The 21,748-nt window shown below is 68.9% G+C and carries 20 protein-coding genes; 10 read left to right on the top strand and 10 right to left on the bottom strand.

What is annotated here, in order from left to right; all coding sequences use genetic code 11:
- The first annotated feature begins 116 nt into the window (after nt 1-116).
- From VYI76_RS02795 to VYI76_RS02785, 3 genes are all read left to right on the top strand, one after another.
- Nucleotides 117-1,031, top strand: a complete 915-nt coding sequence (locus VYI76_RS02795) for a flagellar motor protein MotB (RefSeq protein WP_326523251.1) — start codon at nt 117-119, stop codon at nt 1,029-1,031.
- Nucleotides 1,032-1,146: 115 nt separating this feature from the next.
- Nucleotides 1,147-1,641 carry a Dps family protein gene (locus VYI76_RS02790; RefSeq protein ID WP_326523331.1) on the top strand — a complete coding sequence of 165 codons (495 nt, stop codon included), beginning with the start codon at nt 1,147-1,149 and terminating at the stop codon, nt 1,639-1,641.
- Between the two features lie 69 nt (nt 1,642-1,710).
- On the top strand, nt 1,711-1,896 hold the full coding sequence (locus tag VYI76_RS02785) for a DUF1328 family protein (RefSeq protein ID WP_326523250.1): 186 nt from the start codon (nt 1,711-1,713) through the stop codon (nt 1,894-1,896).
- On the opposite strand, the gene VYI76_RS02780 is transcribed toward VYI76_RS02785, so the two are convergent.
- Nucleotides 1,877-2,719 (bottom strand): metallophosphoesterase, encoded by an 843-nt coding sequence (locus VYI76_RS02780; RefSeq protein WP_326523249.1) that lies wholly within the window; start codon nt 2,717-2,719, stop codon nt 1,877-1,879. The genes VYI76_RS02785 and VYI76_RS02780 overlap by 20 nt on opposite strands.
- 209 nt (nt 2,720-2,928) lie before the next feature.
- On the opposite strand from VYI76_RS02780, the gene VYI76_RS02775 reads away from it, so the two are divergent.
- From VYI76_RS02775 to VYI76_RS02760, 4 genes are all read left to right on the top strand, one after another.
- Nucleotides 2,929-4,521 (top strand): cisplatin damage response ATP-dependent DNA ligase, encoded by a 1,593-nt coding sequence (locus VYI76_RS02775; protein WP_326523248.1) that lies wholly within the window; start codon nt 2,929-2,931, stop codon nt 4,519-4,521.
- Between the two features lie 94 nt (nt 4,522-4,615).
- Nucleotides 4,616-7,579 (top strand): M16 family metallopeptidase, encoded by a 2,964-nt coding sequence (locus VYI76_RS02770; RefSeq protein WP_326523247.1) that lies wholly within the window; start codon nt 4,616-4,618, stop codon nt 7,577-7,579.
- Nucleotides 7,576-8,262, top strand: a complete 687-nt coding sequence (locus VYI76_RS02765; RefSeq protein ID WP_326523246.1) for a DJ-1/PfpI family protein — start codon at nt 7,576-7,578, stop codon at nt 8,260-8,262. Before VYI76_RS02770 ends, VYI76_RS02765 begins: the two co-directional genes overlap by 4 nt.
- 103 nt (nt 8,263-8,365) lie before the next feature.
- Complete coding sequence (locus VYI76_RS02760) at nt 8,366-9,442, top strand: alkene reductase (protein WP_326523245.1); 1,077 nt, start codon at nt 8,366-8,368, stop codon at nt 9,440-9,442.
- On the opposite strand, the gene VYI76_RS02755 is transcribed toward VYI76_RS02760, so the two are convergent.
- The 9 genes from VYI76_RS02755 to VYI76_RS02715 form a co-directional block, all read right to left on the bottom strand.
- Nucleotides 9,415-9,840, bottom strand: a complete 426-nt coding sequence (locus VYI76_RS02755) for a hypothetical protein (RefSeq protein ID WP_326523244.1) — start codon at nt 9,838-9,840, stop codon at nt 9,415-9,417. The two genes, VYI76_RS02760 and VYI76_RS02755, sit on opposite strands and share 28 nt — an antisense overlap.
- Complete coding sequence (locus tag VYI76_RS02750) at nt 9,837-10,346, bottom strand: GNAT family N-acetyltransferase (RefSeq protein ID WP_326523243.1); 510 nt, start codon at nt 10,344-10,346, stop codon at nt 9,837-9,839. The genes VYI76_RS02755 and VYI76_RS02750 overlap by 4 nt, the downstream gene beginning before the upstream one ends.
- A 29-nt stretch (nt 10,347-10,375) precedes the next feature.
- Nucleotides 10,376-10,795, bottom strand: coding sequence for a 6,7-dimethyl-8-ribityllumazine synthase (ribH, locus tag VYI76_RS02745; RefSeq protein WP_326523242.1), 420 nt, complete (start codon nt 10,793-10,795; stop codon nt 10,376-10,378).
- Between the two features lie 24 nt (nt 10,796-10,819).
- Complete coding sequence (gene ribB, locus VYI76_RS02740; RefSeq protein WP_326523241.1) at nt 10,820-11,959, bottom strand: 3,4-dihydroxy-2-butanone-4-phosphate synthase; 1,140 nt, start codon at nt 11,957-11,959, stop codon at nt 10,820-10,822.
- Nucleotides 11,943-12,548 (bottom strand): riboflavin synthase, encoded by a 606-nt coding sequence (locus VYI76_RS02735; protein ID WP_326523240.1) that lies wholly within the window; start codon nt 12,546-12,548, stop codon nt 11,943-11,945. Before VYI76_RS02735 ends, ribB begins: the two co-directional genes overlap by 17 nt.
- A complete protein-coding gene (gene ribD / locus VYI76_RS02730; protein WP_326523330.1) occupies nt 12,548-13,489 on the bottom strand; it encodes a bifunctional diaminohydroxyphosphoribosylaminopyrimidine deaminase/5-amino-6-(5-phosphoribosylamino)uracil reductase RibD in 942 nt (313 codons plus the stop codon). The genes VYI76_RS02735 and ribD overlap by 1 nt, the downstream gene beginning before the upstream one ends.
- 14 nt (nt 13,490-13,503) lie before the next feature.
- The gene (locus VYI76_RS02725; protein ID WP_326523239.1) at nt 13,504-13,890 is read right to left on the bottom strand and encodes a hypothetical protein; all 387 of its coding nucleotides are present in this window, start codon (nt 13,888-13,890) and stop codon (nt 13,504-13,506) included.
- A gap of 17 nt (nt 13,891-13,907) precedes the next feature.
- Nucleotides 13,908-14,567, bottom strand: coding sequence for an energy transducer TonB (locus VYI76_RS02720; RefSeq protein ID WP_326523238.1), 660 nt, complete (start codon nt 14,565-14,567; stop codon nt 13,908-13,910).
- A gap of 83 nt (nt 14,568-14,650) precedes the next feature.
- On the bottom strand, nt 14,651-15,982 hold the full coding sequence (locus VYI76_RS02715; RefSeq protein WP_326523237.1) for a glutamate--tRNA ligase: 1,332 nt from the start codon (nt 15,980-15,982) through the stop codon (nt 14,651-14,653).
- A gap of 91 nt (nt 15,983-16,073) precedes the next feature.
- Between VYI76_RS02715 and VYI76_RS02710 the strand changes: the two genes are divergently transcribed.
- From VYI76_RS02710 to VYI76_RS02700, 3 genes are all read left to right on the top strand, one after another.
- Nucleotides 16,074-17,009, top strand: coding sequence for a ribose-phosphate pyrophosphokinase (locus tag VYI76_RS02710; RefSeq protein ID WP_326523236.1), 936 nt, complete (start codon nt 16,074-16,076; stop codon nt 17,007-17,009).
- 146 nt (nt 17,010-17,155) lie between these two features.
- On the top strand, nt 17,156-19,339 hold the full coding sequence (locus tag VYI76_RS02705) for a TonB-dependent receptor (RefSeq protein WP_326523235.1): 2,184 nt from the start codon (nt 17,156-17,158) through the stop codon (nt 19,337-19,339).
- Nucleotides 19,340-19,509: 170 nt separating this feature from the next.
- Complete coding sequence (locus VYI76_RS02700; RefSeq protein ID WP_326523234.1) at nt 19,510-21,666, top strand: sodium-translocating pyrophosphatase; 2,157 nt, start codon at nt 19,510-19,512, stop codon at nt 21,664-21,666.
- The last annotated feature ends 82 nt before the right edge of the window (nt 21,667-21,748 follow it).

Here is a 21,748-nt window from a genome sequence, read left to right as displayed (position 1 = left end):
AGCCGCAGCACCGCAGGCACGAAGAAGGGCAGCCCTTCGGCCAGGGTTCCATCGAAGTATTACTTCGATGGGTGCCCGACAAGCTCAGGGCGAACGATCGCTGTAAAGGCAGGCTGATGGCGGCCGCGCGCGCACCCCATGGCAACAACCAGCCGCCCAAGATCATCATCGTCAAGAAGATCATCGACGGCGGGCACGGCGGCCATCACGGCGGCGCCTGGAAGGTCGCCTATGCCGATTTCGTGACCGCGATGATGGCGTTCTTTCTGCTGCTGTGGATTCTCGGCGCGACGACCGAGAAGCAGCGCAAGTCGATCGCCGACTATTTCACCCCGACGTTGGTCGATCTGAAGGATAATTCGGCCGGTTCGAACGGACTGTTCGGCGGATCGTCGATCACCGACAAGGACAATTATCCCCACAAGGCGCAGCAGACCGGCACGCGATCGATGACGATCCCGTCGGGCGCGACCGGCGGCAACAAGGAAGGCAGTGGCGACAAGGGGTCGCTGCGCAAGGGCAGCGCCGCGACCGCGGCCGAGGACCAGGCCAATTTCCAGCGCATGCGCCGCCGGGTGCAGATGGAGATGGCGTCCAACGCCAAGCTCGCCAAGCTTGCCAAGCACGTGCGCTTCGTGATGACGCGCGAGGGCATGCGCATCGACCTGATCGACGACGCCAACTATTCGATGTTCGCGCTCGGCACGACCGCGCTGGTGCCGGAGGCATCGCAGCTGGTCGGGCTGGTGGCGGACGCGATCAAGGCGACCGGCAATCCGATCATGATCCGCGGCCACACCGACAGCCTGAAGTTCGGTGATCCGCGCGCGATGAACAACTGGATGCTGTCGTCGGGCCGCGCAGAGGCGACGCGCCGCCGCCTCGCGCTGGGCGGCGTGCCCGAGGCGAGCTTCGAGCGGATCGAGGGCGTCGCCGATCGTGAGCCGATGATCGTCGAAGCGCCCACCGATCCGCGCAACCGCCGCGTGGCGATCACCCTTCTCTATCGCGGCAGCAGGTCCGGCGCCTGATCGCCGCGGGCGATGGGTGTGATGGAGAATTCCCGGTTCACCCGTCGGGAGCCATTCGCTAGCGAGATCGTTGCCGCAGCGTAATCGATCCCGCCGAATGGAGACTCTCGCGACCATGGCCAATCCCGCCCCGCTTGCCACCCCGACCGATCTCAACCGCAACGATACGAAGACCGTTGCGGAAGCGCTCAACTCGGCGCTCGCCGATTGCTACGCGCTGTACCTCAAGACCAAGAATTTCCACTGGCACGTGTCGGGGCCGCATTTTCGCGACTATCACCTGCTGCTCGACGATCAGGCCGCGCAGATCCTCGGCGTGACCGACGCCATCGCCGAGCGGGTGAGGAAGACCGGCAACCTGACGCTGCGGTCGATCGGCGATATCGCGCGGCGCCAGACACTGAAGGACAACGACGCCGATTTCGTCTCCGCGCCCGACATGCTGGCCGAGCTGCGCGAGGACAATCTCAAGCTGGTCGAGAGCTTCCGTGCGGTGAAGGAGGCCGCGGAGGACGCCAAGGACAATGCGACCAGCGGCGTCGTCGACGAATGGACCGACCAGGCCGAGGAACGCGCCTGGTTCCTGTTCGAGGCGAGCCGCAAGGGCTGACGGCGGAAACTAAAGCTTCATCCGTCGTTTCAGCATCGTCACGGTTTCATTCGCTGAAAGGACGTCGCGATGCTGAAATGGGCTCTTATCTTCCTGGTCGCCGGGTTGGTGCTGGGTGCGCTGGGCTTTGGCGGAATTGGCGGCGCGTTCGTCGGCATCGCCAAGATTCTGTTCTTCGTCGCCATCGCGGTGTTCGTCGTGCTGCTGGTGCTCGGCCTGATGGCCGGGCGCGGAATCAAGAACGCGCTCGACTGACCCCGGTCAGCGTCAGCAGCCACAGGTCCGGCGGCGCGCCGATGCGGACCGGCAGCACGCTGGTGCCGAGTCCGGCGGTGACGATCGTCGCCCGCCCGGCCTCGCGGATGATCCCGCACAGATAGCGGCGCCCATGGTTCGACGGCACCACCGGCGGGCCGTAGAACGGGATCACGATCTGGCCGCAATGCGTGTGGCTGGCGACCACCAGCGGCGCGTCGGCGGGCATATCGGGGACGATATCGGGCCCGTGGCTCAGCACCAGACGTGGTCCACCCAGCCGCCGGGCCGCCGCCATCGCCGGACCGATACGGTCGTTGCGGGTGTGGCGGTCGTCGATGCCCACGACGGTGAGCGGGCCATAGCGCCGCGCCGCATTGTCCAGCACGTCGATCCCCGCCCCGTCCAGAGCCGCGCGAACCGGCGCGGCCCCCGTCCAGTGATCGTGATTGCCCATCACCGCCACCCGGCCCAGCGGCGCGACGAGGCCGCGTAGCGGCGTAACCAGGGCAGGCGCACGCCGTTCCGACAGGCCGGGATCATGCCCGGCGATGAAATCCCCGGCGATCAGCACCAGATCGGGCCGCAGCGCGTTGACCCGTGACACGATGCGCGCAAGCTGGCCCACGTCCATCGTCGCGCTGCCGATATGGATGTCGCCGATCACCACGACCCGCATCGGTGCCGCATCGCGCGGCCATTCCCGAAGCTCTACCGTCGCGTGGCGGACGACGGGCATGCGGCGCGCCTCGCGATAGCCCCAGCCGGCGACGATCGCGGCGACCACCGCGCCGAAGATGAAGAGGCGGACCACCAGGCGCATCCTGTCGCCCTTAGCGGACCCTGCCGTCGCCGCCTATGCCAGCGAAAGCACCCGCGCGTCGCGCCCGCCGGCGGCTGCCGTGGTTCGAGCCCGCTCAATCGATGCGACTGAACGGGCGGCGGATAGAGATTGCTCCTCAGTTCTCGACGCCCGCTCGCAACACTGTCGGGCTCGACGGAACCACTGCCGCCGGTCCATGTTTGCTCGCCATGCGCGCTTTCGCCGACCTGCTCGACAGCCTGATCTACACGCGGTCGCGCAATGCCAAGCTCAAGCTGATCGGCGACTATCTGCGCGCCACCCCGGACCCCGATCGCGGCTGGGCGATGGCGGCGCTGACCGGCGATCTCGACCTGCCGGGCGTCAAGCCGGCGGTGCTGCGCGCGATGGTCGATGCGCGGGTCGATCCGGTGCTGTTCCGCATGAGCCGCGACTTCGTCGGTGATTCGGCCGAGACGATCGCGTTGATCTGGCCCGAACCGGCGGCGCCGGCGACGCTCCCGCCAGACGATCTGCGGCTTGCGATGGTGGTCGATCGCCTCGCCACCCTGTCGAAATCCGACGCGCCGGCAGTGCTTTCCGCGATGCTCGACGCGATGGAGGCCGACGAACGCTATGCGCTGCTCAAGCTCGCCACCGGCGGTCTGCGCGTCGGCGTCTCCGCCCGGCTCGCCAAGACCGCGCTGGCGGAAGGTTTCGGGGTCGATGTCGATGCGGTGGAGGAGGTGTGGCACGGCCTCGCCCCGCCCTATGCCGCGCTGTTCGACTGGGCGGAGGGGCGCGGCGAGCAGCCGAGCGCCGCCGACCTGCCCGTGTTCCGTCCGTTCATGCTCGCCCATCCGCTCGAGGAAACGGTGGTCGATCTCGCCGACTATGCCGCCGAATGGAAATGGGACGGCATCCGCGTCCAGCTCGTCCATGTCGCGGGCGAGACCCGGCTGTACAGCCGCGCGGGCGACGACATCACCGCCAGCTTCCCCGAGGTGGCGGCGGCGTTCCGCATCCCCGGCGTGCTCGACGGCGAACTGCTGGTGCGGGGGCAGGAACAGGGCGCGGGCCGCGACGACGCCACCGCCAGTTTCAACGCGCTCCAGCAAAGGCTCGGGCGCAAGCAGGTGTCGGCCCGGATGCTCGCCGACTATCCCGCCTTCGTCCGTCTCTATGACATGTTGTTCGACAGCGCGGAGGATTTGCGCGGCCTCGCCTGGACCGATCGCCGCGCGCGGCTGGAGGCGTTCGTTGGACGGCTGCCGGCGGAAAGCTTCGACCTGTCGGCGCTGATCGACGCCCGCGACTTCGCCCAGCTGGGTGAAATCCGCGCCGGCAGCCGCGACGCCGCGATCGAGGGGGTGATGCTCAAGCGGCGCACATCCGCCTATGTCACCGGCCGTCGCGCCGGCCTGTGGTACAAGTGGAAGCGCGATCCGCTGACCGCCGACTGCGTGATGATGTATGCCCAGCGCGGCAGCGGCAAGCGATCGTCCTTCTATTCCGACTATACGTTTGGCTGCTGGACGGAAGGTGGCGAGCTGCTGCCCGTCGGCAAGGCCTATTCGGGCTTCACCGACGATGAGCTGAAATGGCTCGACCGTTTCGTGCGGACCAGCACCGTCAACCGCTTCGGCCCCGTCCGCGAGGTGGAGAAGACATTGGTGCTGGAAGTCGCGTTCGATTCGATCCACGTATCGAAGCGCCACAAGTCGGGCGTCGCCATGCGCTTCCCGCGCATCGCCCGCATCCGCCGCGACAAGCCGGCGGCCGAAGCCGATACCATCGCCGCGCTGGAGCGGCTGATCACCTGATCGGGCGTGCCTCCCCGCCCGGTTCATGGCATGTCGCGGGCGGCTCGCAGCCGGGTGCTGGTCTGGCGTCGCGCAACGGGCTAAACGCAGCGTGATGCTCCCGTTCCTCCGCGTTGCCCGCCTCGCGCTCGTCGCGATCCCGCTCGTCCTCGCTTCGACTGCGCCCGCGCAACAGGCGCCGGCTCCCGCGCCCTCCGCCGCCCAGCCTCAGATCCAGGTCGACAGGTCCGCCTGGCTCTACAAGGGCAGCGACATCAAGCACGACCCCGACTGGCGGTTCGGCACGCTGCCCAACGGTCTGCGCTACGCCGTGCGCCGCAACGGGGTGCCGCCGGGGCAGGTGGCGATCCGGGTGCGGATGGACGTCGGATCGCTGATGGAGCGGGAGTCGGAGCGCGGTTTCGCCCATCTGATCGAGCACCTGTCGTTCCGCGGGTCCGAGCATGTTCCCGACGGAGAGGCGAAGCGCATCTGGCAGCGGATGGGCGTCACTTTCGGCGCGGATACCAACGCGTCGACCAGCTTCACCCAGACGGTCTACAAGCTCGATCTGCCGATGGCGGACGCAGCGAGCCTGGGCGAGAGCCTGAAGATCCTGGAGGGCATGATGTCCGGCCCCGGCCTGACCCAGGCCGCGCTCGACGCCGAGCGCCCGGTGGTGATGTCGGAGGCGCGCGAACAGCCCGGGCCCCAGGTGCGCTGGGGCGATGTATCGCGCGAGACCTTCTTTGCCGGCCAGCCGCTCGCCGAACGCTCGCCGATCGGCACGCCGGAGACGCTGGCGGGTGCAACGGCGGCGAGCGTGGCGGCGTTCCACCAGCGCTGGTATCGGCCCGAACGCGCGGTCGTCGTCATTTCGGGCGACATGGATCCGGCGCTGCTCGAACAGGCGATCATCGCGAATTTCGCGGGGTGGAAGGGCAATGGCCCGGCGCCGGCCAGTCCCGATTTCGGCAGCCCGCAGCCGGGCAAGACCGAAACCGCCGCACTGATCGAACCGTCGCTGCCGCCGATCGTCAGTCTCGCCTGGCTGCGGCCCTGGACGGTCGGCGACGACACGATCATCTTCAACCAGAAGCGGATGGTCGACATGGTGGCGATCCGCATCGTCAATCGCCGGCTCGAATCGCGCGCGCGCGGTGGCGGCAGCTTCATCTCGGCGGGCGCCAACCTGGAGGACGTGTCGCGATCGGCCAACGCCACCTTCGTCACGATCCTGCCGGTCGGTGATGACTGGCAGGCAGCCCTCGCCGACGTGCGCGCGGGGATCGCCGATGCGGTCGCGACGCCCCCCAGCCAGGCCGAGATCGACCGCGAGCTGACCGAGATCGATGCCGCGATGAAGGCCTCGGTCGCGACCGCGCGGGTCGAGGCTGGCGCGAAGAAGGCCGATGATCTGGTCGAGGCGGTCGATATCAAGGAGACCACCACGACCGCGCAGACCAGCAGCGATATCTTCCAGGGCGCGGTGACGGCGAAGATGTTCACCCCCGCCGCCGTCCAGGCGTCCGCGAAGGCGGTGTTCTCGGGCGTCGCGCTGCGCGGCGTCGTCAATTCGCGCGTGCCGGGCGACAACATCCCGGCGGTGCTGGCGAGCGCGCTGAGGACCGAGGTGAGGGGCACCGCCGCCGCATCGGGCACGGCCGCCAAGGTCAGCTTCGCGTCGCTGCCGAAGCTGGGCGCGCCGGGCAAGGTCGTGTCGCGCGCCGTCGCGGTCGCGGATCCGAAGATCGAGAAGATCGTCTACGCCAACGGCGTCAACCTGCTGCTGTTCGAAAATCCGTCGGAGGCGAGCCGCGTCTACGTCCGCGTGCGCTTCGGGCGCGGGCTGGCGCAGTTGCCGGGCGATCGCCAGACCGCGGCCTATGCCGCCGATCTGGCGCTGGTCGCCAGCGGCATCGGCAAGCTGGGGCAGGAGGAGATCGACCGGCTGACCGGCGGGCGGCGGATCGGGCTGGGCTTCACCACCGATGACGACGCCTTCGTGTTCGGCGCGACCACCTCGGCCGAGGATCTGGCAGACCAGCTGCGCCTGATCGCCGCAAAGCTCAACACACCTGGCTGGGACCCCAATCCCATTGCGCGTGCCCGCGCGGTGATGCTGACCGGCTATGCCGCGCTCGAATCCTCGCCGGACGGCGTGCTGTCTCGCGATCTCGATCGGCTGCTCCATGATGGCGACCCGCGCTGGGGCACGCCTTCGCGCGAGGCGGTCGAGGCGCTGGACGCGAAGAGCTTCCGCGCGCTGTGGGAACCGATCCTGGCGAGCGGGCCGATCGAGGTGCAGATCTTCGGCGACGTGAAGGCCGATCCGGCGATCGCCGCCGTCGCCGCGACGCTCGGCGCGCTCAGGCCGCGCGCGCCCGCGCCTGCGCTGGCGCCCTCCGCACGCTTCCCGGCGCCGGTAACCACCCCGGTCGCGCGCACCCACAATGGCCAGCCGACCCAGGCCGCCGCCGTCATCGCGTGGCCGACGGGCGGTGGCAGCGACGGCATCGCCCAGGGCCGCAAGCTGGAAGTGCTGGCGGCGGTGTTCCGCGACCGGCTGCTCGACAAGCTGCGCTCGTCGGCGGGGATCAGCTACACCCCCAACGTGGCCTCGAACTGGCCGGAGGGGATGCCTGGCGGCGGCCGCGTGATGGCGATCGGCATGGTGCCGCCCGACAAGACCGGTTTCTTCTTCGATCTCGCACGCGGGATCGCGGCCGATCTGGCGGCGAAGCCGGTCGAGACCGACGAACTGCGCCGCGCGCTGGTGCCCGTCGTCCAGCTCGTCGCGCGCATGTCGACCGGCAACATGTTCTGGCTGTCGCTGACCGAGGGGGGCAGCTTCGATCCGAAGCGGCTGGCGGCGGTCGATACCATCGCCAGCGACCTTACCTCGATCACCCCGCAGGAATTGCAGGCGCTCGCCGCCCGCTATCTCCAGCCGGGCAAGGAATGGTCGATGACGGTGCTGCCCGACGCGCCGGTGGTGGCCTCCACCCCCGCCGCCACGCCAGCGGCGCCCGCGACTGTTCCGGCGCCGCGCCCCACCGCGCCGACCGGGGGGCGATGAGCGACATCCGCGTCGCCTTCCTGCTGTTCCCCCAGGTCACCCAGCTCGACCTGGCCGGGCCGGCGCAACTGCTGTCGCGGCTGAAGGGCGCGCGGATCGATCTGGTCGCGGCGACGCGCGATCCGGTGGCGACCGATTCGGGCTTCGCGATCCTGCCGACCGCGACGTTCGACGATGTGACTGCCGCCGATATCCTGTGCATCCCAGGCGGGTTCGGCACCGGCGCGGCGATGGCCGATCCCGCCACGCGCGACTGGGTACGCCGCGTGGGCGAGGGCGCGCAGTGGGTCACCAGCGTGTGCACCGGCGCTCTGATCCTCGGCGCGGCGGGGCTGCTCGACGGCTATCGCGCGACGACCCACTGGGCCTCGCATGAGTATCTCGAGCTGTTCGGCGCGATTCCCGTCGCCGATCGCGTGGTGTTCGATCGCAACCGCGTGACCGGCGGCGGGGTGACGGCGGGCATCGATTTCGCGCTCGCGCTGATCGCGGCGATCCAGGGCGAGGACCATGCGCGCTTCGTCCAGCTCAGCGTCGAATATGATCCCGCGCCGCCGTTCGATGCGGGCACCCCGGCGCGCGCCGGCACGGAAGCCATCGCCCGCTACCGCGACCTCGCCGCGCGGATGAACCCCGATCGCGATGCCCGGATGCGCGGGCTGGCGGCGGAATTGCGGGGGTAGGGGCCAACGCTTTTGCTTCTTTGTCTGACAGCAGGTCTTTCGTTGCGGATCGAAACCGACATACCATCTGCGGGCTGAACGAAACCACCGAAGAGAGCCAACCATGCCCACCCTGTTCGACGCGATCGATTTCGGCGCGATCCGCGCGCCCAACCGCATGGTCATGGCGCCGCTCACGCGCGGCCGGGCGACCACGGACCATGTGCCGACGCCGTTGATGATCGACTATTACCGCCAGCGCGCCGGCGCGGGGCTGATCGTCACCGAAGGCACGGGCATCAGCCGCGAGGGGCTGGGCTGGCCCAACGCGCCGGGGCTCTGGTCCGACGCGCAGGTGGAGGCGTGGAAGCCGGTCGTCGCGGCGGTCCACGCCGCAGGCGGGCGGATCGTCCCCCAGCTCTGGCACCTCGGTCGGCTCGCGCGGGCGGACGTGTCGGGCACGCAGCCGTTGTCGTCCTCGGCCACCACCGCGCCCGCGCGGCCAGGTGTCAGCGCGAACCCGAATGTCGAGGCGCGGCCGATGACAGCGGACGACATCGCCCGCACGCTCGACGATTATTCGCGCGCTGCCCGCAACGCGATCCGCGCTGGCTTCGACGGCGTCGCGCTGCACGCCGCCAACGGCTATCTGATCGACCAGTTCATGCGCGACGGCACGAACTTCCGCGATGACGATTACGGCGGCCCGGTCGACAACCGCCTGCGGCTGCTGCGCCAGGTGATGGAACGGCTGGTGGCCGAAGCAGGCGCGGACCGCACCGGCGTGCGCTTCTCGCCCAACGGCGAGGTGCAGGGCTGCGACGATTCGAACCCGGAAGCCGTATTCGTCCCCGCCGCGGCGCACCTCCAGTCGCTTGGCATCGCGTTCCTCGAACTGCGCGAATCTGGGCCGAACGATACCTTCCTGCGCAGCGACGTACCGAAGCTGGGTGCGAAGATTCGCCAGGCCTTCACCGGTCCGCTGATCCTCAACCAGGATTATGACGCGGTGCGCGCGCAGGCCGATCTCGACAGCGGCCTGGCCGACGCGATCAGCTTCGGCCGCCCGTTCATCGCCAATCCCGATCTGGTTGATCGCGTCCGGCAGGGGGCGCCGCTCAACGCGCCGAACCCGAAGACCTTCTATACGCCGGGTTCGGAGGGCTACACCGACTATCCGGCGCTGGAGCCCGCGTCGTAACGGTCGAGCCATTCGGTGGTGGCGGCGCGGATACGTCGTCGCACCTCCCCATGCAGCAGCACGATCGGCAGCAGCAGCAGCCAGGGGAAGAACACCACGAGCACCGCGTAGAACACCGCGGCGCCGATCGCCGCGCTGCGCAGCTTCTCGATCATTCCGGTCGCGCCGTCGTCGAGCGTCAGGGTGCGCGGCGCCTTGTCGTCGTAGAACGCGCGCGTGACGAGCGTCGATCGTCCGTCGAACGCGATCCGTTCCGGCCCGAGCGCGGCGGGCTTGGACTCTGGCGACGCTTTAGCAGGTCGCCGCGCCGCGGGTTGGCCGGTGTGCGTATCGATGACGACCAGCCGCCGCCCCTTTTCCACCACGCGGTAGCGCGACGGGGGCGGTTGCATCGTCATGCCGCCTGCCGCCGCGCGCGCCACCGGTCGGCGGACTGGCCCCACGCATCGACGCGGAAGGCGGAGAGCGGATCAGGCAGCGTCACCGGCCCGCCGTTCTCCGACCCCAGCCGCGCGGCCAGCCGGATCGACGGTGCGTTGTCGGGGTGGATCGTGTGGATGATGTGCGTCCAGCCGAGCACATCGACCGCATAGTCCATCGCCGCCGCCGCAGCCTCGTGCGCATAGCCGCGCCCGGCGTATTCGCGCGCGACGCCCCAGCCCACTTCGGTGCCCGGCCAGCCCTCGGGCTGCCACGGCCCGATCCGGCCGATCCATAGCCCGCTGTCGCGCTCGATTACCGAGAACATCGAAAAACCGTGCGTCTGCCACGCGCCCGCGCGCATCGCCATGTCGCGCCACGCCGCCGCGCGGGACTGCGCGCCGCCCAGGAACCGCATCTGTTCGGGATCGGCGCAGAATTCGGCCCAGGCGTCGAAATCGCGCCTTTCGGGCAGCCGCAGCACCAGGCGCGGCGTGAAGAGTACCGGCCCGGTCAGGCGAACCGGGTCCTGAGGTCGAGCATCGCGATCGCCGCCTTCGCCGCCTCGCCGCCCTTGTCCTTTTCGGACTTGCGCGCGCGGGTCAGCGCCTGCGCCTCGTTCTCGGTGGTCAGGATGCCGTTGCCGATGGCGAGACCATCCATGCTCAGCGCCATCAGCCCGCGCGCGCTTTCGCCCGCGACGATCTCGAAATGCCAGGTCTCGCCGCGGATCACCACGCCCAGCGCGACATAGGCGTCGTACCGCCCGCTCTCGCTCGCCAGCGCCACCGCGCCGGGGATTTCGAGCGCGCCCGGCACGGTGACCGTCTCGTGGCTGTGTCCAGCCGCCTCGATCGCGCTACGGGCGCCTTCGAGCAGCAGGTCGTTCAGATGGTCGTAGAAGCGCGCTTCGACGATGAGAATGTTAGCCATTACGGTCGCTCCGCTCCGGGGCCATCAGTCGCTTTCGGGGATGGGTCGCTCGCCGACGATCCTCAGGCCATAGCCTTCGAGTCCGACGAGCGTGTGGTGGGTATTGGTCAGCAGCAGCATGTCTCGCACGCCCAGCTCGGTCAGGATGGTGGCACCGGCGCCGTAATCGCGCAGTTCCTCCATGTCCGACGGGTTGCGCTCTCCTGCCTTGATCTGGAGAGCCATGGTGAAGGCGTCGGCGCGCGCACGCGGCAGGATGACGATCACACCCGCGCCCTCCGCGCCGATGATCTCCATCGATCGGCGGAGCAGCCCGGACCGCTTCGTCGTTTCGCCCAGCAGGTCGGCGAAGGGCGACAGGGCGTGCATGCGGACCAGGGTCGGCTTGTCCGGCGTGACGCGGCCCTTGGTCAGCACCATCTGCTCGGTTTCGGTCGCCTTGTTCCAATAGGTCAGCGCGGACCACTCGCCGCCCCAATCGGACTGGAAGCGCACCTCCGCCTTCTTCTCGACCAGATGGTCGTAGCGCCGGCGATAGGCGATCAGGTCGCGGATCGTGCCGATCCTGAGGTTGTGGAGCTGGGCGAAGCCGACGAGGTCGTCCATCCGCGCCATCGTGCCGTCCTCGTTCATGATCTCGCAGATCACGCCCGAGGGGTTGAGCCCGGCCAGTCGCGCGACATCGACCGCCGCCTCGGTATGGCCGGTGCGCACCAGCACGCCGCCGTCGCGCGCGACCAGCGGAAAGACATGGCCCGGCGTCACGATCTCTTGCCGGCCCTTCGCCGCGTCGATCGCGACCGCCACGGTGCGGGCGCGGTCGGCCGCGGAGATGCCGGTCGTCACCCCTTCGCGTGCCTCGATCGAGACGGTGAAGGCGGTTTCGTGCCGCGTGCCGTTGTTGCGGCTCATCAGTTCCAACCCGAGCTGGTCGACGCGGTCCTTGGTCATCGCCAGGCAGATCAGGCCGCGGCCATAGCGCGCCATGAAGTTGATGGCGTCGGGTGTCGCCATCTGCGCCGGGATCACCAGGTCGCCCTCATTCTCCCGGTCCTCGTCGTCGACCAGGATGAACATGCGCCCGTTGCGCGCCTCGTCGATGATCTCCTCGGGCGAGGACAGGAAGGCGTGCCGCAGGCGCGCGAGTTCAGCCGGCTTTGGCACGATAGCTCTCCATGCGTTGCAGATAGCGCGCGAGGACGTCGATCTCGATGTTGACCGTATCGCCACGGTCGAACATCGCCGTCACCTCGGCCGTGTGCGGGATGATGTTCACACCAAAATACGTCCCGTCGTCCCGATCCTCGACTTCATTCACGGTTAGCGAGACGCCGTTGATCGTGATCGAGCCCTTTTCCGCGATATATGGCGCCAGCCGTTCCGGCGCCTTGATCGAGAAGCGCAGCGATCCACCTTCGATATCGCCCCGCGACACGAAACCCAGTCCGTCGACATGGCCGGTGACGATATGGCCGCCCAGCTCGTCGCCCAGCTTCAGCGCGCGCTCCAGGTTAAGGCGGCGGCCGACGGTCCACATGCCGCGCGCGGTTCGCCCCGTGGTCTCCGCCGACACATCGACGTCGAACCATCCGGGGCCGGTGCCGACGACGGTCAGGCACACGCCCGAACACGCGATCGACGCGCCGAGATCCACGGTGCCCGTGTCATAGGCGGTGTCGACCCGCACGCGCAGGTCGCCGCGATCCTCGACCGAGACGATGGTGCCGACGTCGCTGACGATTCCGGTGAACATCAGCTGCGCCCGTAGACCTCCAGCCGGTCGCTGCCAAGCTGCCGGGTATCGTCGAGACGCCAGCGGCCGTGGGCTGCCGCCAAATCGGTCAACCCGATGTCGCCCAGTGCGGGCACGCCACCGCCGATCAGGATCGGCGCGCGGTAGAGCAGCAGGCGATCGACCAGCCCGGCGCGCAGGAAGGCGGCGGCCGTCCGCGCACCTCCTTCGACCAGCAATTCGTTGACATGGTGCAACCCGGCGATGTCGGCTGGCGCGCGCACGGCTTCCCAGCCCTCGGGAGCCGGCCCGCTGGTCAGCATCACCCGGTGCGGGCTGCGATCCTCCAGACCGGGCAGGCGCACGTCGAGGCGTGGCGCATCGGCGTCGTAGGTGCCGCGCCCGATCAGGATCGCGTCGTGGCGGGCGCGCTCGACATGGGCATGCGCGCGCGCTTGCGGCCCGGTGATCCAGCGACTCTCGCCGCCTGCCCGCGCGATGCAGCCGTCAAGCGAGGTGGCGAGCTTCAGCGTGACGAACGGGCGACCTTCGCGCTGGCGCATCAGGAACCCGGCCATCGCGTGCTCGGCCCCGGCCGCGCCGATGCCGGTCACCACCGGAATGCCTGCCGCCTCCAGCCGCGCGAAGCCACGCCCGTCGACGGTGGGGAACGGATCGCGCACCGCCGCCACGACACGGCCGATCCCGGCCTCGATCAGCATTTCGGCACATGCCGGGCCACGTCCCGGCGCCGCGCACGGCTCCAGCGAGACATAGGCGGTCGCCCCCCGCGTCGCCGCGCCGGCCTGGTCCACTGCCATCGCCTCGGCATGGGGGCGGCCGCCCGGCTGGGTCCAGCCGCGCCCCACCACGCGGCCTCCGGCGACGATGACGCAGCCGACGCACGGGTTGGGCGCGGTCCGCCCGCGCCCGCGTCCGCTCAGCGCGATCGCCGCCGCCATCCAGCGATCGTCGCTCACAGCCCCATCGAGGTCAGCTTGTCGTCCACGCGCTTGAACGCCGCCTTGCGATCGGCCAGCGCCTTTTCGCGGGTCACGTCCAGCTTGGTCTTGATCGCCATGTCGCGCAGTTGCGCCGCGCGGATCTGCTCGCGGCTACGATCGGCATTCCAGCTTTCGAAATACTGGATCTCGCGCTTGTACGGCTTCTCCATCCGCGAATCGACAAGGAAGCCGAGGATCAGCAGCGACGTGAGGACGATCGACAGGAACAGGAAGCCGATCTCGTACGGATGGCGCTGTGCGAGATAGCGTCGCAGGTCGTTGACCGCGCGAAACGGAGAGAAGCGGGCAAAATACTGCATCGTGCCGCCCAGATAGGCGCGGGGGCGGTGCGAAGCCACCCCCGAAGTCCTGATCCTCAGCCCTCCAGAACGAAACGAACCGTCATCGTCCGCCAGCTTTCCTGCGGCACCCCGTCGCGCGTCGCCGGGGTGAAGCGCCAGCGCGACAGCGCGTAGCGGCGGGTCGCCTGGAAGAAGGCGTCGCTGGTGGCGGAAACCTGCTCGACCGCCTTCACCCGCCCGTCGGCGCCGACCAGGACGCGCACCGTGACGCGGCCGTCATTGCCGTCGCGCCGCTCGCTCGGCGGATAATCGGGCTGGAAGCTGACGCCGCGTGCGGGCGCCGCGTCGATCAGTACCGGGGCGGGCGCCGGCGGATCGACCGTCACCCCGGTGCCGCCGCCGGTCGAGGGTGGGCCGAGGTCGACCGGGGGGCCGGGGTCGATCGTGCCGGTGGTATGGTTGTCGGTCGGCACCGTCACGTCCACGTCGGGGCGCGGCGTGACGATCACCGGATCGCGCGTCTCGACCCGGCGGTCGGTCGGCGGCTGCGGCTGGTCCTCAGGGGGCGGGGGCGGCGCAATCGGGATGTTCGTGCCGATGATCGTCGGGATCACCACCTCGCGAATGTCGGGCGAGGAGAGCAGCAGCGCGGCGACCAGCCCGCCGTTGATGCCGATCGCGGCGGCCAGGCTGACGGGGTTGGGCTTCGCACGTACGGTCCGGTCGGCATACATCTCGCGTCTCCTTCGCATCTCCCGCCGGTGCATCCGGCTGTCGCGTTATGTTACACCATTACATATATTGCGCAAACGGAAATTCATCCGCCCGCCGCGCGCAACCTGTCGATTGCCCGTTCGCGCCCGATCAGCGGCAGCAGCGCCGCCATGTCGGGGCCGTGGTCGCGCCCGGTCAGCGCGCGGCGCAGCGGCAGGAACAGCGGCTTGCCCTTGCGCCCCGTCGTCTCCTTCAATGCGCCGGTCAGCGCGTGCCATGGGTCGGCCGCCCATTCGATCGCCGCCGCCGCATCCGCCGCCTGGGCCAGATAGGCGCGATCCTCGGCGTCGACCTGCGCGTCGACCGGTCCCTCGACGACCGACCACCAGTCGGCGGCCTCCGCGACGGTCGCCAGGTTTGGCCGGATCGCATCCCATCCCGTCGCGTCGATTCCCGCCGGCAGCCGGTCGCGCACCGCCTCGAACGGCAGTTGATGGACGATCCTGGCGTTGACGCCCGCCAGTTCGGCCTCGTCGAACCGAGCCGGCGCGCGCCCGAAGCGCGCGAAATCGAACGCGGCGACCAGCGGCGTCGGATCGGCCAGCGGTTCGACCGGGTCGCTCGTGCCGATGCGCGCCAGCAGCGATACCAGCGCCTGAGGTTCGATGCCCGCCTCGCGGAAATGCGCGACGCCCAATGATCCGAGTCGCTTGGACAGCTTGCCCTCGCTCCCCGTCAGCAAGGCCTCGTGCGCGAAGGCCGGCGGCGTCGCCTCCAGGGCCTCGAACATCTGTACCTGCGCGGCGGTGTTGGACACATGATCCTCGCCGCGCACGACGTGGGTGATCCCCATGTCGATGTCGTCGATGACGCTGGGCAGCAGGTACAGCCACGATCCGTCGGCGCGGCGCACCACGGGATCGCTCATCGTCGCGGGATCGAACCGCTGCGGCCCGCGGATCATGTCGTCCCACGCGATCGGCGCGGCGTCGAGCCGGAAGCGCCAGTGCGGTCGCCGCCCCTCGCCCTCGAACGCCGCGACCTGTGCCTCGGTCAGCGTCAGCGCCGCGCGGTCGTAGATCGGCGGCAATCCCCGCCCCAGCAGGACCTTGCGCTTGAGGTCGAGTTCCTGTGCGCTTTCATAGGCCGGATAGACCCGGCCCGCCGCGACCAGCCCGGCGAAGCGCCGCTCGTACAGGTCGAACCGCGCCGACTGGCGCGCCTCGCCATCGGGTGTCAGCCCCATCCAGTCCAGGTCGGCGCGGATCCCCTCGACGAAGCGTTCCTCGCTGCGCTCGGCATCGGTGTCGTCGATCCGCAGCAGGAAGCGCCCGCCGTGCTTCACGGCCCACATCCAGTTGTGCAGCGCCGTGCGCAGATTCCCGACGTGGAGGTTTCCCGTGGGCGAGGGGGCGAAGCGGGTGACGATGGTCATCCGCATGCCTCTACGGTTCCGGTCGCTACGGGGCTAGCCGTCACCGAACCGTCATTCTAAGGGGACGCGACTCTGGCAGCGGGACGCCTTCATGAAACTGATCGCCGGCAATTCGAACGCTCCGCTCGCCCAGGCGATCGCCGATTATTGCGAGTTGCCGCTGACGAAGGCCAACGTCCGCCGCTTCGCCGACGAGGAAATCTTCGTCGAAGTGCTGGAGAACGTCCGCGGCGAGGACGTGTTCGTGCTCCAGTCGACATCCTATCCGGTCAACGACAATCTGATGGAGCTGCTCATCATCGTCGATGCGCTGAAGCGCGCGTCGGCGAAGCGGATCACCGCCGTCCTCCCCTATTTCGGCTATGCCCGGCAGGATCGGAAGCCCGGGCCGCGCACGCCCATCTCGGCCAAGCTCGTCGCCAACCTCATCACGACGGCGGGGGCGGACCGGGTGTTGTCGGTCGATCTCCACGCCGGGCAGATCCAGGGCTTCTTCGACATCCCGACAGACAATCTGTTCGCCGCCCCCGTCATGTCGGCGGACATTCGCAGCCGCTATCCGGACGCCAACTGGATGGTCGTCTCGCCCGACGTCGGCGGTGTCGTCCGCGCCCGCTCGCTCGCCAAGCGGCTCGACAACGCGCCGCTGGCGATCGTCGACAAGCGCCGCGAGCGCGCCGGTGAATCGGAGGTGATGAACATCATCGGCGACGTGCAGGGGCGCTTCTGCATCCTGATCGACGACATCGTCGATTCGGCCGGCACCCTGTGCAACGCAGCTGCGGCGCTCAAGGCGGCGGGCGCCGAGGATGTCGTCGCCTATGTGACGCACGGCGTGCTGTCGGGCGGCGCGGTGGCGCGGGTCGACGGATCGGCGCTGGCTGAGCTCGTCATCACCGATTCGATCGGCAACCACGAGGTGGTCGGCCAGTCGGCCAAGGTCCGCCACCTGACGATTGCCCCGCTGTTGGCGGAAGCGATCCGCCGCATCGCCGATGAAAGCTCGGTCTCCAGCCTGTTCGACTGACCGGCCCCGGTCGGGGGGCGGCCGCGCGCGATCCGCGATAGGCGAACCGGACGAGGTGCACGCCTCGTGCCATGAAACACCATATCCTTATCTTGATATGTTACATCATGCCCGTTAGGCGGTCGGCGAACGGTTTCGGAGTAGCCATGTCACGCCTTTTCCTCGCCGCGAGCGCTCTTGCGATTGCCACCGCCGGCACCGCCGCCGCGCAGGTCCCGGACGCCCGCCGCACCCAGCCGCAGCCCGCCCCGGCGCCCGAGGGCGAGATCGTCATCACCGCGCCCTACCTCCAGTCGGAGGAGGATGTGCTGCAGGGCACCTCGGTCGTCACCGGCGCCGAACTCGCCCGCGAACTGCGTCCGACGATCGGCGAGACGCTGGCGCGCCAGCCCGGCGTGTCGGCCACCTCGTTCGGCCCGTCGGCCTCGCGCCCCGTCCTGCGCGGCCTGCAGGGCGAGCGCGTCCGCGTGCTGACCGATGGCATCGGCGCGATCGACGTCAGCAACACCTCGGTCGATCATGCGGTCGTCATCGATCCGCTGCTCGCCGAACGGGTCGAGGTGCTGCGCGGCCCCTCCGCCCTTTTGTTCGGATCGTCGGCGATCGGCGGGGTCGTCAACGTCATCGATTCGCGCATCCCGCGCGAGGTGCCGGAGGGTGGTTATCGCATCCGCGCGACGGGCGGCTACGGGTCGGCCGCGAACGAACGCACGGTCGGCGCCGCCGCCGATGTCGCGCTGGGCAAGTTCGTGATCAACGCCAACGGGTCCTACATGAAGTCGGGGGACCTGCGCATCGGCGGCTTTGCCCTGTCCCCGCGCGCGCGCGCTGAGGCGCTGAGCCAGGTCGGCCTGCCGCAGGATGACGACCACGGCCACGACCACGACCACGACCACGATCACGATCATGGCGATGACGATCACCATCATCACGAACCGGTCGATTTCGCCGCCAATGCCGCGCTGAGGGATCGGCTGCCCAACACCGCCGCGCGCACCTGGACGGCGGGGGCGGGGGTGTCGATCGTCACCGACACCGGTCATCTCGGTATCGCCTACAGCCGCTACGACAGCTTCTATGGCGTCCCCGTCCGCTACGCGACACTGGTCGGGCAGGAACAGCATGCGCCGCAGCTCGACATCAAGCAGGACCGGTTCGACCTGCGCGGTGAGGTCGAGACCGGCGGCGGCTTCCTCGATCGCATCCGCCTGCGTGCCGGCCACGCGACCTACCGCCATTTCGAGGTCGAGGACGGCGCGATCGGCACGTCCTTCTTCAGCAACGGCCTCGAAGGGCGGCTGGAACTGATCCAGGCGAACCACGGCGGCTGGCGCGGCGCATCGGGCGTGCAATATTTCGACCGCCAGTTCGACGTGGTCGGCGATGAGGCGTTCCTGCCGCGCAACGAGACGCAGCAGATCGGGCTGTTCACCCTCCAGCAGGTCGATCTCGGCCGGTTCCGCGCCGAGGGCGGCCTGCGCTACGAATGGAGCGACCTGACGGCCCGGCCGGTCGGCGGCACGCGCTATTTCAGCGGCACCCGCGACTTCAGGGCGCTGTCGGCCTCGCTCGGCGCGTCGGTCGAGGTCACCGACGGCGTCCGCGTCGGCATCAACGCCTCGCATACCGAACGCGCGCCGTCGGCCGAGGAGCTGTTCGCCAACGGCGAGCACGCCGGAACCCAGGCCTATGAGCTGGGCAACCCGAATTTCGTCAAGGAACGGTCGCGCGGGCTGGAGGCGACGCTGCACGCGCACAGCGGTCCGCTCAGCTTCGACGCCTCGGCCTATTACAACCGCTTCCGCAACTTCATCTACGAAGCGGAACGCGACGAGGACGTGTGCGAGGCGGCGGCGGGCGACCATGTCGACGTGCCCTGCTTCCAGCATCATCAGGCCGGCGCCACGCTCTACGGGTTCGAGGCGGACCTGTCCCTGCGGCTGGGCCAGGTCGGCGGCTATGCGATCAACCTCGACGGGATCGCCGACTATACCCGCGCGACGGTCCGAGGCGGCGGGCCGGTGCCGCGCATCCCGGCGCTGCGCCTGCTCGGCGGACTGGAAGCACAGGGCGCCAGCCTGACCGCGCGAGCCGAGGTCGAGCACGTCTTCGATCAGGATCGCGTCGCCACTTTCGAGACGCCGACCAGCGGCTACACGATGGTCAACGCCAGCGTGTCGTGGCGACCGTTCGGCGATGATCGCACCACGCTGCTGCTCAGCGCGAACAACCTGTTCGACGTGACCGCGCGGCGCCACGCCAGCTTCCTCAAGGATTTCGCGCCGCTCGCCGGCCGTGATCTGCGCGCGACGCTCCGCTTCGGCTTCTGAACCGGCGATCCTCCCATGCCGGTTCGGGCCGCAAGCCGCCCCCGTTACCGGGGCGGCTTGCGCAGCCGCGCGCCGCCCTATAGGCCATGGCCGTCCACGGACCCGTTCGCACGAGAAACGGGCCGCCTTCTCGATAGCCAAGTCTTTGAGGAAATGGGGGAAGATAGCCTATGACGATCGTCTATCTGGCCATCGCGTGCGGCCTGTTGGCCGTGCTCTACGGTGTGCTGACGAGTATGCAGGTGCTTCGCGCGCCCGCCGGTGACGCGAAAATGCAGGATATTGCGTCCGCAATCGCTGAAGGGGCGAAAGCCTATCTCGGCCGCCAGTATCGTACCATCGGCATCGTCGGCGTCGTCGTGGCCTTGCTGGTCGGATATTTTCTGGGGCCGATCTCGGCCGCCGGCTTCGCGCTGGGCGCGATCCTGTCCGGCGTCACGGGGTTCATCGGCATGAGCGTGTCGGTAAAGGCCAACGTCCGCACCGCGGAGGCTTCGCGCACCTCGCTCCAGGGTGGGCTGACGATGGCCTTCCGGTCGGGCGCGATCACCGGCATGCTGGTGGCGGGTCTGGGCCTGCTGGCGATCTCGCTGATGTTCTGGGGCTTGATCGAGGTCGGCCACAAGGATCTGACCGTGGGCGAGGATCGCCGCGTCGTCATCGATGCGCTGGTCGCGCTGGCGTTCGGCGCGTCGCTCATCTCGATCTTCGCCCGTCTGGGCGGCGGCATCTTCACCAAGGCCGCCGACGTCGGCGCCGACCTGGTTGGCAAGGTCGAGGCGGGCATCCCCGAGGATGATCCCCGCAATCCTGCGACGATCGCCGACAACGTTGGCGACAACGTCGGCGACTGCGCCGGCATGGCCGCCGACCTGTTCGAGACCTATGTCGTCACGATCGGCGTGACCATGGCGTCGATCGCGCTGCTGCTGCCGAACGCCGATCATCTGTTTCAGTTGATGACGCTGCCGCTGCTGGTCGGTGGCGTGTGCGTCGTCACCTCGATTATCGGCACCTACATGGTCCGCCTGGGCGGCGGATCGATCATGGGGGCGCTGTACAAGGGCTTCTGGACCACCGTCGTGCTGTCCATCCCGGCGATCTATTTCGCCACCCAATATGTGCTGGGTGACATGTCGGCGACGATCGGCGGATCGACCGCGCTGGGCGACGCCGCCTTCCTGACGCCCGAAGCGGCGGCGGACACGACCGCGCTGACCTTCACCGGCATGAAATTGTTCTGGTGCATGATGATCGGCCTGGCGCTGACCGGCGTGCTGGTCTGGATCACCGAATATTACACCGGCACCAATTATCGCCCGGTCAAGAGCATCGCCAAGGCGTCGGAGACCGGCCACGGCACCAACGTGATCCAGGGCCTGGCCGTCAGCCTGGAAAGCCCGGCCCTGCCGACGATCGTCATCTCGATCGCGGTCGTCGCCTGTTACCAGCTGGGCGGCATCATCGGCATCGCGTTCGGCGCGACGTCGATGCTGGCGCTGGCCGGAATGGTCGTCGCGCTCGACGCTTACGGCCCGGTCACCGACAACGCCGGCGGCATCGCCGAAATGGCGGGCCTGCCCGATGACGTCCGGCACCGCACCGACGCTCTCGACGCGGTCGGCAACACGACGAAGGCGGTGACCAAGGGTTATGCGATCGGATCGGCCGCTCTCGCAGCGCTGGTGCTGTTCGGGGCGTACACCACCGACCTGAGCATCTATTTCCCCGATGTGGTGGTGAACTTCTCGCTTTCGAACCCCTATGTCATCGTCGGGCTTCTGCTCGGCGCGCTGCTGCCGTTCAGCTTCGGCGCGTTCGGCATGACCGCGGTCGGCCGCGCCGCCGGCTCGGTGGTGGAGGACGTCCGCGCGCAGTTCCGCGACAACCCCGGCATCATGGAAGGGACCAGTCGTCCCAACTATGCGCGCACGGTCGACCTGGTGACCAAGGCGGCGATCAAGGAGATGATCGTCCCGTCGCTGCTGCCGGTGCTCGCACCGATCGCGGTCTATTTCATCATCCTGGCCGTGGCCGACCAGGCGAGCGCATTCGCGGCACTGGGCGCGCTGCTGCTCGGCGTGATCGTCTCCGGCCTGTTCGTCGCCATCTCGATGACTTCGGGCGGTGGCGCGTGGGACAATGCCAAGAAGTATATCGAGGACGGCAACCACGGCGGCAAGGGTAGCGAGGCCCACAAGGCCGCCGTCACCGGCGACACCGTGGGCGATCCGTACAAGGATACGGCGGGCCCCGCGGTCAACCCGATGATCAAGATCACCAACATCGTCGCACTGCTGTTGCTCGCTGCCTTGGCAGCCGGTTAAGCGCGCTTAACCGGCGTCGCGGGCAGAGCACCGGACGGTGGACGGGCGGGGTGGAAGGCCCCGCCCGATCTGACCGACGACA

It is taken from the genome of Sphingomonas sp., assembly GCF_035910975.1.
Taxonomy (GTDB): domain Bacteria; phylum Pseudomonadota; class Alphaproteobacteria; order Sphingomonadales; family Sphingomonadaceae; genus Sphingomonas.
The sequence above is the reverse complement of the archived record's forward strand: the minus strand, read 5'-3'. Positions and strand labels throughout refer to the sequence as shown.

Excerpts from the sequence above, each read along its gene's own strand:
- VYI76_RS02715 (WP_326523237.1), bottom strand. The coding sequence starts at position 15,982 with ATGACCATCGTCACCCGCTTCGCCCCCTCGCCCACGGGAAACCTCCAC.
- VYI76_RS02765 (WP_326523246.1), top strand. The coding sequence starts at position 7,576 with ATGAGCGACATCCGCGTCGCCTTCCTGCTGTTCCCCCAGGTCACCCAG.
- VYI76_RS02790 (WP_326523331.1), top strand. The coding sequence starts at position 1,147 with ATGGCCAATCCCGCCCCGCTTGCCACCCCGACCGATCTCAACCGCAAC.
- VYI76_RS02700 (WP_326523234.1), top strand. The coding sequence starts at position 19,510 with ATGACGATCGTCTATCTGGCCATCGCGTGCGGCCTGTTGGCCGTGCTC.
- VYI76_RS02705 (WP_326523235.1), top strand. The coding sequence starts at position 17,156 with ATGTCACGCCTTTTCCTCGCCGCGAGCGCTCTTGCGATTGCCACCGCC.
- ribD (WP_326523330.1), bottom strand. The coding sequence starts at position 13,489 with ATGGCGGCGGCGATCGCGCTGAGCGGACGCGGGCGCGGGCGGACCGCG.
- VYI76_RS02785 (WP_326523250.1), top strand. The coding sequence starts at position 1,711 with ATGCTGAAATGGGCTCTTATCTTCCTGGTCGCCGGGTTGGTGCTGGGT.
- VYI76_RS02795 (WP_326523251.1), top strand. The coding sequence starts at position 117 with ATGGCGGCCGCGCGCGCACCCCATGGCAACAACCAGCCGCCCAAGATC.
- VYI76_RS02735 (WP_326523240.1), bottom strand. The coding sequence starts at position 12,548 with ATGTTCACCGGAATCGTCAGCGACGTCGGCACCATCGTCTCGGTCGAG.
- ribH (WP_326523242.1), bottom strand. The coding sequence starts at position 10,795 with ATGGCTAACATTCTCATCGTCGAAGCGCGCTTCTACGACCATCTGAAC.
- VYI76_RS02770 (WP_326523247.1), top strand. The coding sequence starts at position 4,616 with ATGCTCCCGTTCCTCCGCGTTGCCCGCCTCGCGCTCGTCGCGATCCCG.
- VYI76_RS02710 (WP_326523236.1), top strand. The coding sequence starts at position 16,074 with ATGAAACTGATCGCCGGCAATTCGAACGCTCCGCTCGCCCAGGCGATC.
- VYI76_RS02755 (WP_326523244.1), bottom strand. The coding sequence starts at position 9,840 with ATGACGATGCAACCGCCCCCGTCGCGCTACCGCGTGGTGGAAAAGGGG.
- VYI76_RS02760 (WP_326523245.1), top strand. The coding sequence starts at position 8,366 with ATGCCCACCCTGTTCGACGCGATCGATTTCGGCGCGATCCGCGCGCCC.
- VYI76_RS02720 (WP_326523238.1), bottom strand. The coding sequence starts at position 14,567 with ATGTATGCCGACCGGACCGTACGTGCGAAGCCCAACCCCGTCAGCCTG.
- VYI76_RS02775 (WP_326523248.1), top strand. The coding sequence starts at position 2,929 with ATGCGCGCTTTCGCCGACCTGCTCGACAGCCTGATCTACACGCGGTCG.
- VYI76_RS02780 (WP_326523249.1), bottom strand. The coding sequence starts at position 2,719 with ATGCGCCTGGTGGTCCGCCTCTTCATCTTCGGCGCGGTGGTCGCCGCG.